Raw genomic sequence first — 8,889 nt, 5'->3', positions numbered from 1 at the left:
TCTCCTCAATTGCGGCTCTGAGCCTTCGGTTCTTCGGAGCCTCAAGCTTAACCCGCGTCGCTTGAGGTACAGCAGGTCCAATACATTGTGTCTAGCTTACGATAACGACGCCGGGCAAGATCACGGATCGATCTGGCGCCGTGCATGCCGAGACGCGAATGGACAACGCGGACGAAGTCCATCCGCCCGGTCGCTACGCTTGAAACTCTGTTGTAAACACGGTGCGTTCCTGGTTTTCATTCGCCCAATGATCCTCGACCTGGGACAAGGGAACCGGGTTCGTCGCGATCTTGAAGCCGCCGGGGACCGTGGCGTTCAACAACTGTTCGATCGAACCCAGGATGCGCGGTTTTGGAATGCTGCCAAAACCGCTGCCCATCAGTTCAATAGCCGATGATCGAAGTACTGCGCCAGGCAGCGTGATGGTTCCTGCGCTCATGGCGCCAATCTCGACAAACCGGAGTGGCACCGTCTCCGGCGATGCCTTGGCGGCAGCTACCAGCAACAGCTCTGCGCTTTGCCCCCAAAGATAGTCGAGCACCACGCCAACCCCCTCCTTGAACTGCTGCTGGAACTCACTCTCCAGCGTAGCGGTGTCCTGTGCGAGACTGATCGTCACGTCAGCGCCGAGCGCTCTCAGAGACTGCAGTGTGTCAGCGTTTCGCCCGGTTGCAATCACCTTGCCTGCACCCAGGTATCTCGCAACTTGCACCGCGAGCCGGCCCGACACGCCGGTCGCTCCATTGATCAGTACGGTCTCTCCCTTTACCAGCTTTGCGCGTTCCGTCAAGGCCGCCCATGACGACATTCCCGGAATTGCGATTGCAGCCGCGGTCACATCATCCAGCGCCGCCGGCAACGGAATGCATTGCGTCTTCCTGACGATGCAGTACTCGGCCATGCCGCCGAAGGGCGCTTCGGGCAGTGCGAAATAGACGCGTGTGCCGTCCTCGAGAACACCCGTGCCATCGACGCCGGGCACGAGAGGGAGCCTGGCGGACGAGCTATAGTGCTTGCCCGATGCCCGGCTCCGGGTGACATGGCTTAGCGCGGATGCTACAACCGCGACACGGACCACGCCTTCGCTTGCGGCCGGATCGGTGAAGTCGGCATAAACCGGCGTCGCGCCGGCTTCTTTCACGAGTGCTGCTTTCATGTCTGCTCTCCTTTGCCAGGTACCCGGGCGGGCGCATCACCCAGGATTGAATCATCGAATGTATGTGTATTATACACATATAAAGCCATTGACAAGGAATCGAACCGTGATGGGGAAGGAAATACGCGAACTGCGGGAAGCACTATTGGACCTTACCGGCGTGCTTAACCGACCGCAACCTGATGCTGCGCTTATCGAAGCGACTGGTGTCGATCTTGATCGCGCACTTTTTCCGCTGCTTGCCAGAGTGGAGCGACTGGGGCCGCTTGGGATTGTCGAACTCGCCGAACTGGCGGGGCGCGACTACACCACGGTCAGCAGGCAGATCGCCAAACTGGAGAGCCTGGGACTTGTCGCGCGTTGTCCAAGCCCGTACGACGGACGCGTTCGGGCGGCCGTCATAACCGATCAGGGGCGAGTCATGACAGATGCGCTGGACGCGGCGCGTCAGAAGATCATTGAAGAATTGCTGGCCGGCTGGGATGCAAAAGAGGTGGGTGAGCTATCCCGCCTGCTTCGAAAGTTTGCGGATGATGCGCTTGGGTGGGTCAAGACTTTGTAAGTAGCGCGTCGTGAAGTGCTCACGTGGATATATTCTCCAGCGCAATATTCCGGGTCTTCGGTCCGAGTATTGCAATGGCGCAAATGACCACGATCATGGCTCCCGAGATGAAGACGAACACCCCGTTCACCCCAAACTCCTTCAGGCACCACGCAATCACAAAAGCGGAGAACATCGCGGAGATCCGGCTCCATGAATACACGAAGCCTACGGCCCGCGCCCGAATACTGGTAGGGAACAATTCGGCCTGGTACGCGTGGTAACTGAACGAGATGATGTTGCCCGCAAGGACCAGACATACGCCGAGGCTGACCAGCATGATTGTTTCGCGCGCCTGGCTGAACATCAGGCCACACGCCACGTTGATCGCGGCCATCACGATGATCACTGTCTTGCGCTCGAATCTGTCGGCGATCAGCATTCCGAGCAGCGGCCCGAGGGGGGCTGCAACCGCGATGATCGATGCATACATGAGGCTGCTGGTGACCGTGATGCCCTGCTTGATCAGCAGGGTGGGAATCCAGTTGGCGAATCCGTAATAGCCCATTGTCTGGAAGACGTGGAAGATGATTAGCATGGCTACGCGTTTTCGGTAAGGTGCCACCAGCAAATTTCGGAACGACGCCCGGGCTCTTACCGGCTCAGGTAGCGCGGGCGTGGGCAGCGCTCTTCCATATTCTTTCTCGACGCGCGCTTCAATGCGTGCCATGACGGTGTCGGCTTCATCAATACGGCCCTGTTGCGCAAGCCAGCGCGGACTCTCCGGAAGCCGCCTCCGTATCCACCATACGACCAGCGCGCCAACCACACCCGTGAAGACCACACACCGCCAGCCATCCATACCGAACACCTGACGCGGAACCAGCAGGTAAGAAAGGAATGCAACCACAGGAACCGCACAGAAGCCGATAGCCTGCGAGCATGCCGACGCACGACCTCGAATGTGTTTCGGAACGAGCTCCGAGATATACGTCCCGATGGTGACTATTTCCACGCCGATTCCGACGCCTGCTATGAAGCGCCACAGGTTCAATCCGAAGGCGGTGTCCTGAAACGCCATGATGATGTTCGCCACGGTGTACCAGAGCAGCGAGTAAGTGAAGATCGCGCGACGGCCGAATTTATCGGCGAGAAAACCGCACGCTGCCGTTCCGATAAAAAGACCGGCGAACAGCGCTGCAATGAAGCTCGCTACGCCGCTCGTGCCGAACAGGCCATGCGTGGTCGAAGTCAGGATGCCGCTCCTGACCAGTCCCGGTGCGATATAACCGGAAAACATCAGGTCGTAGAGTTCAAAGAACAGGCCGAGACTCAACAGCATCACGAGCTGCCAGATCGTTTTCGTTGCAGGCAACCGGTCTAGCCGCGCCGAGATCCGCGCCGCGCCCAGCGCAACGTCGTTCGCGGCGGCTTCGGCCTGGGCGGACGCATCCGGCATGCCGCCGGGATGGGCAACGGCTGCAGAAAAAACAGCATGATTCGACGATTCCATCGCCTGTCTCCATGAGTTCCGGTCTTGCGCCGGGTTGAATGATGTTCGGGGCTTTTATGCGCTCTCAGGCGGCTTTGGGATGTACGGCTGCAGTGAATTCGGCGACCTGTGTTTCGCCGTAGCCAAGCTCGCGTAATACCTCGGCCGTATGCTCCCCGACTTTCGCAATCGGTTGACGCGGCTGCAGGCGCTCGCCGTTCATGGAGATGGGCAGCAGCGGCATTGCCGTCTCGGTTCCGTCGTCGAGCGTCAACGTTGCAAGGCCGCCGCTTTCGATCAAATGCCTGTCTTCGAAAAGGTCTTCGGGCTTGGTGATTGAAGCGAACGGGATATGACTGCTTTCGAACCGCGGTGTCAGCGCAGAGCCTTCGAACTGGCTCAGCGTTTCGCCCAGCGTTTGCAGGAGCCACGGGCGCACCAGCACACGATCATTGTTGGTCGCGAGCCGCGGGTCCGCGAGCAGATCAGGCCGGTCGAGAATGGCGCACAGGGCACGCCACTGCGTGTCCCCCGTCGCAGCAATGAACATCTGTTCGCCTCCGCGAAGCGTGAAGACGTCGTACACGGCCCACGCGCTGATACGCTCGGGCATCGGGGCGGCGGCGACGCCGGTCACAGCGAACTGCTGCATATGCTGGGCTGACAGCAGCACGCAATTCTCGAACAGTGCGCTTTGCACTTCCTTGCCGATACCGCTCGACTTGCGCTCGAAGAGCGCCGCAAGCACGCCAATCGCGCCGAACATGCCGCCCATGATGTCGTTCACGGAACTTCCCGCCCGCAGCGGCCGGCCGACCGGTCCCGTCATATAGGCGAGGCCCGCCATCATCTGCACGACTTCATCAAGTGCGAGGCGATGTTCGTAGGGACCGTTGAGAAAGCCCTTGTGCGACACGTAGATCAACCCGGGATCGCGCGCTTTCAAACTCTCGTAGTCGAGCCCGAGCGCTGCCATGCGGCCGGGCTTGAAGTTTTCGATAAAGACATCGGCCGTATCGATCAGCTTGTGAAGCGCGCTGAGACCCGCTTCGGTATCGAGGTCGAGCGCGATGCTCTTCTTGTTGCGGTTGAAGGTACGGAAAAAGCCTGCCCCGGTGCCCAGCAGGCGCCGTGTGCCGTCGCCGCGCGGCGGCTCGACCTTGATGACTTCAGCGCCGAGATCCCCCAGGATCATGCCGCAGGTCGGCCCCATCACCATGTGCGACAACTCGATCACGCGGATACCTGCCAGGGGCAGGGCGGTGCTTTGTCCGGAAGACGTGGAGGGGTTCATCGAGCGGCCTTTGATGCATGGAGTTGAGAGGGAACACCGGCGCGTGCGAGGTATCCATACAGTGGCTCGCCGGGCAGCGCTTGTTCGAGCACGCTGCGCGAGGCGATCAGTTTTTCTATATTGATGCCGGTCTCGTAGCCCATGCTTTGCAGCATAAAGACAAGGTCTTCGGTGTTGACGTTGCCGGTAGCGCCCGGTGCATGCGGACAGCCGCCGAGTCCGGCCAGCGACGAATCCATCTCCCGGATGCCGTGCTGAAGGGCGATCAGCGTATTGGCGAGGCCAAGACCGCGAGTGTCATGGAAGTGCACCGAGCGAAGCTTGGCGCACGCAATGTCACGCACCAGGTCGATGATCTCGCCTGCCTGACGCGGCGTGGCCTGGCCCGTCGTATCGCCGAGCGCGATCACGTCGGCGCCGGCTTCGAGCGCTTGACGTGTGATGTTGCCGATGTCGTCATGAGGCACGTTGCCTTGCAGCGTACAGCCAAATACGGTGGATAGACCCGCGATAGTTTCGGCGTGGCCTTTGGCGAGCGAGCATATCTCTGCAAACGCGCTGATCATCTCTGTGGGCGTTTTGCGCACGTTCGCGAGACTGTGGGCTGCGCTCACGGATATCGGCGCGACGATCCGGTGGACGCCGGAGTCGATCGCACGCTGCGCTCCCTTTACGTTGGGAACGAGGGCGGTCACCACGAGTCCGTCATGGGTCAGCGCATGGGCAATGACTGCTTCGGCATCCGCCATTTGCGGCAGCAGTTTCGCCGGCACGAATGACGCGACCTCCATGTGACGAATGCCGGCTTCGAAGGCGGCGTCGATCCAGCGCTTCTTGTCGTCTGTCGACATGGTCCGCGAGATGCTCTGAAGGCCGTCGCGCATGCCGACCTCGGTGACGATCACGCGTTCGGTGGGGTGGTTCATCGTTTTCTCAACTCAACATGACGAAATTGAATTGGAGCGTGACGCGCCGGGTCCGTAATGGAAAGACTCGTTTGGCGATGCAGTCCATCTTGCCCCGCGATGGCTGATGAAGCTTATGCGACGGGGCGAGATGCCCGAAAAGGGAAAACCCTTAAGGGCTTGTGGGGAGTAGTGGCGCGGTGCTTCAGCGCCTGGCCATCAGGTGCTCGATCAGTCGCGACGCCGGCAACGTCAGGGCCGCACGATCACGCACGCAAATGACAAAGCGCCGTTCGGCCCACGCTTCCGTTAGCGGAACCACTGCCAGCCCGTACTGTTCCCGGACCAGCGGGTTCACCGCTTCGTGAGGGAGGATTGCTACTGCGAGTCCTGCCTGGATGAATCGATACGCCGCATCGAAAGTCGACACGTACGCGCGGTAAGTCAGCTCTCGCCCCTTTTCCGCGGCAATGCGCTGCATCAGCGCGTTCACAGACGCATTCGACGATAGCCCGAGGTGGTGCAGGCCAAGCGTCTGCACGAAGCCGACGGACGGCTCTCCTGCCAGCGGATGGTCCTTCGGGACCACGAGCGCAAGATGGTCTGAGCGGTACGTGGTCACGTCGAGTTCACGGGTGGAGACAAAATCGCGGCAGATGCCGATATCGGCGGCGCCTTCTTCGAGTCCGCGCACGATGTCGGCGCTCGTACGCTCCTCCACGTCCACGCGCACACCCGGGTTCGCTTCCAGGAACCGGGAGAGCGCTTCAGGAAGAAACTCGACCATCGACGACACGTTCGCCAGAACGCGCACATGTCCGCGGCCGCCGGCGGCGTATTCACTGAGCTCCGCCTGCAAGCGCTCATGGTCACGCATGATGAGACGGGCGTGCTTGAGCAGCGCCTCGCCTGCGGCAGTCGGCCTGACGCCGCGCTGGCTACGCGACAGCAATGCCGTATCGACCAACGTTTCCAGGTCCGCCAACCGCTTGCTGACAGCCGAAGGCGCGATGAACTCGCGCCCGGCGGCGCGCGCGATCGTTCCTTCTTCGCATACCGCGATGAAAAGCCGAAGACTGATCTGGTCGATTTGCCACATGGTTGAGCACCCGGGAGTAAACGACCGTAGTTTGCACCAGCTTGAGCGTATTGACCGCAGGGACGTCACCCGTCTGTTGGCGCCCCGAGCCTCGCGCACACAGACCGGGTCAATAAGTCAAAAAGGCGTTCTGGAGTGTGCGTGCGTTGTGCTCACCGGTGAGCGCCAGCATCATCAGGATGCGTGCCTTGTGCGGAACCTGATCGTCCGTGACCAGCCAGTCGTAGTGGTCGTCGGGCTGGGCGGCATTGCGGATAACCATGCCCCCTCCCGTCCGCGAACCTCGGACTACATGAATGCCACGCGCTCTCGCGTCGACCAGGGAGGCCACTACCGAGGTCGCCACGTTGCCGTTGCCGGTCGCGGCATAGATCAGTGCCTTCACCCCTGAGTCGAGCATGGCACGCACCATCGAGTCATTCATGCCGCCATGCGCATAGACGATGCCGATCTCCGGCAAGACGTCGATCTCGTCGATGGACCATTCGCTTTCCACCGTGTGAGGACGCGCCGGTAGCCGGTAGAAGACCGGCTTGCCCTCGACGATATATCCCAGGGGACCGTAGGGAGACCTGAATGCCTCCTGCTTGAACGTGCTCGTCTTGACGACATCGCGCGCCGTGTGGATCTCGTCGTTTGCAACGACCAGCGTGCCTTTGCCGTGGGCTAGCGGACTCGCCGCCACGACGATCGCGTTGTACAGGTTAAGCGGTCCGTCCGAACTCAGTGCGGACGGTGGCCGCATTGCACCGACCACCACTACGGGCTTCGCGCTCTTGAGCGTCAGATGCAGGAAATAAGCGGTTTCATCGATCGTGTCGGTGCCGTGCGTGACCACGACACCGTCCACGTCATCGCGCTTCAGCAGCGATGAAATGCGCTTGCCCAACTGCAGCAGTTGCGCACTGCCGAAATTCTCCGAGCCGGACTGAAATAGCTGCTCGGCGCTGATATCCGCAATCGATGCCGCGGCGGGCAGGTCAGCAAGGATGTCGTCGATGGACAGCACGGAGCAGTCATAAGCCGACGTGTTGACCGGCGACGCACCGCGGCCCGCAATCGTGCCGCCCGTACCAATCAGGACGACCCCTGCTTTAGGCCGGGCGGTCAGGCCGATCACGCCCGCGCCGGGAACAAGGATGCCCATGAGCACTACATCTTCACGACGGTGAGCAATGTCTGCTTGCCGCTTTTGTAGTCGTAAAGGGAGATCGCACCCTGCTTCAGGTCTCCATGCGCGTCGAACTGCGTGCGGCCCAGCACACCGACGAAGTTGGCGCTCGGCATGGCGGCGAGGATGTCCGCGGCGCGGGTCGAATGGGCGCGCTTCATTGCATCCACGACGATGTACACCGCGTCGTAGGCGAACGGTGCGTTGAGCTGCACGTGCTGATGAAAGCGTGCCTCGTAGCGTTGCTCGAAAGCGGGACCGTCGGGCATTTTCTCAAGCGGCATGCCCGCGATGGAGCACACGACGTTGTCCGCCGCCCCACCCGCCAGTTTCGCAAGCGAATCGGCGCACAGGCCGTCACCGCCCAGCACCCGCGCAGCAATGGCGAGCTGTTGCGCCTGCTTCGCGAACGGACCGCCCGTGGCGTCCATCCCCCCGTACATGATGATGTCCGGATGCTCGCCTTTGATCTTGGTGAGAATCGAACGGAAGTCGACTGCCTTGTCGTTGGTTGCATCGTGTGAGAGCACGGTCAACCCGTCCGCCTTCGCCTGTTTCTCGAACTCGTTGGCGAGACCCTGGCCGTATGCGGTTGCGTCATCCACGATCGCCACGGACTTTGCCCCGAGCGTTTTTTTCGCATAGTCGGCCAGTGCCGGACCCTGCTGCGCATCGGTTGCCACGACCCGGTAGGCCGTCTTGAAGCCTTGTTGCGTATAAACCGGATTGGTCGCCGAAGGGGAGATCTCGACAATACCCGCGTCGCTGTAGATCTTTGACGCCGGGATCGTGGTCCCTGAATTCATGTGACCCACCACCGCGGCCACTTTGTCATCGACCAGCTTCTGCGCCACCTGCGTGCCCTGACGCGGGTCCGACGCGTCGTCCTGTGCATCCAGCTCGAGCGTCACCTTCCGGCCCCCGATCACCAGCCCCTTCGCGTTGATTTCCTCCACCGCGAGCCGGGCGCCGTTTTCGGTGTCCTTTCCCCACTCGGCATTAGCGCCCGTCAACGGCGCAGCATGTCCAATTTTGACAACTTCGTCTGCGAACGCACCGGCCGGGCCGAGCATGATCAGACCCACTCCGATATTGGCGCATAACGCGCCGTGAAATCTAGCTGTCATGAGACTCTCCTGGTTATGCAGCTTGCTGGATGATCGATCCCGGACGCTCGTCGGTGATCGATCGAGGGCAGGTGACAGGAGCGACTTTAGAGACGACAAAATGG

Annotated in this window: 8 protein-coding genes; 1 reads left to right on the top strand and 7 read right to left on the bottom strand. The window is 61.0% G+C overall.

The genetic code is table 11. The features are described 5' to 3' along the window. Positions 1–193: 193 nt before the first annotated feature. Positions 194–1,156, bottom strand: a complete 963-nt coding sequence (locus tag ABH944_RS33530) for a quinone oxidoreductase family protein (protein ID WP_404611698.1) — start codon at positions 1,154–1,156, stop codon at positions 194–196. Here ABH944_RS33530 and ABH944_RS33525 point away from each other — a divergent pair. Then, positions 1,155–1,718, top strand: coding sequence for a MarR family winged helix-turn-helix transcriptional regulator (locus tag ABH944_RS33525; protein WP_404611696.1), 564 nt, complete (start codon positions 1,155–1,157; stop codon positions 1,716–1,718). The two genes, ABH944_RS33530 and ABH944_RS33525, sit on opposite strands and share 2 nt — an antisense overlap. 19 nt (positions 1,719–1,737) lie before the next feature. On the opposite strand, the gene ABH944_RS33520 is transcribed toward ABH944_RS33525, so the two are convergent. The 6 genes from ABH944_RS33520 to ABH944_RS33495 form a co-directional block, all read right to left on the bottom strand. Beyond that, complete coding sequence (locus tag ABH944_RS33520; protein WP_404611694.1) at positions 1,738–3,210, bottom strand: MFS transporter; 1,473 nt, start codon at positions 3,208–3,210, stop codon at positions 1,738–1,740. A 64-nt stretch (positions 3,211–3,274) separates the two neighbouring features. Beyond that, a complete protein-coding gene (locus ABH944_RS33515; RefSeq protein WP_404611692.1) occupies positions 3,275–4,483 on the bottom strand; it encodes a CaiB/BaiF CoA transferase family protein in 1,209 nt (402 codons plus the stop codon). Next, a complete protein-coding gene (locus ABH944_RS33510; RefSeq protein WP_404611690.1) occupies positions 4,480–5,409 on the bottom strand; it encodes a hydroxymethylglutaryl-CoA lyase in 930 nt (309 codons plus the stop codon). Before ABH944_RS33510 ends, ABH944_RS33515 begins: the two co-directional genes overlap by 4 nt. A gap of 184 nt (positions 5,410–5,593) precedes the next feature. After that, complete coding sequence (locus ABH944_RS33505; RefSeq protein WP_404611688.1) at positions 5,594–6,487, bottom strand: LysR substrate-binding domain-containing protein; 894 nt, start codon at positions 6,485–6,487, stop codon at positions 5,594–5,596. 109 nt (positions 6,488–6,596) lie between these two features. Beyond that, complete coding sequence (locus tag ABH944_RS33500) at positions 6,597–7,634, bottom strand: asparaginase (protein WP_404611686.1); 1,038 nt, start codon at positions 7,632–7,634, stop codon at positions 6,597–6,599. Between the two features lie 5 nt (positions 7,635–7,639). After that, positions 7,640–8,731: a branched-chain amino acid ABC transporter substrate-binding protein gene (locus ABH944_RS33495; protein ID WP_404611714.1), complete on the bottom strand. Its 1,092-nt coding sequence runs from the start codon at positions 8,729–8,731 to the stop codon at positions 7,640–7,642. Positions 8,732–8,889: the final 158 nt, after the last annotated feature.

Source organism: Caballeronia udeis (assembly GCF_044909315.1).
GTDB lineage: Bacteria > Pseudomonadota > Gammaproteobacteria > Burkholderiales > Burkholderiaceae > Caballeronia > Caballeronia udeis_A.
The sequence above is the reverse complement of the archived record's forward strand: the minus strand, read 5'-3'. Positions and strand labels throughout refer to the sequence as shown.

Coding starts and splice junctions, on each gene's coding strand:
- ABH944_RS33530 (WP_404611698.1), bottom strand. CDS start 1,156: ATGAAAGCAGCACTCGTGAAAGAAGCCGGCGCGACGCCGGTTTATGCC.
- ABH944_RS33500 (WP_404611686.1), bottom strand. CDS start 7,634: ATGGGCATCCTTGTTCCCGGCGCGGGCGTGATCGGCCTGACCGCCCGG.
- ABH944_RS33510 (WP_404611690.1), bottom strand. CDS start 5,409: ATGAACCACCCCACCGAACGCGTGATCGTCACCGAGGTCGGCATGCGC.
- ABH944_RS33515 (WP_404611692.1), bottom strand. CDS start 4,483: ATGAACCCCTCCACGTCTTCCGGACAAAGCACCGCCCTGCCCCTGGCA.
- ABH944_RS33520 (WP_404611694.1), bottom strand. CDS start 3,210: ATGGAATCGTCGAATCATGCTGTTTTTTCTGCAGCCGTTGCCCATCCC.
- ABH944_RS33495 (WP_404611714.1), bottom strand. CDS start 8,731: ATGCTCGGCCCGGCCGGTGCGTTCGCAGACGAAGTTGTCAAAATTGGA.
- ABH944_RS33525 (WP_404611696.1), top strand. CDS start 1,155: ATGTCTGCTCTCCTTTGCCAGGTACCCGGGCGGGCGCATCACCCAGGA.
- ABH944_RS33505 (WP_404611688.1), bottom strand. CDS start 6,487: ATGTGGCAAATCGACCAGATCAGTCTTCGGCTTTTCATCGCGGTATGC.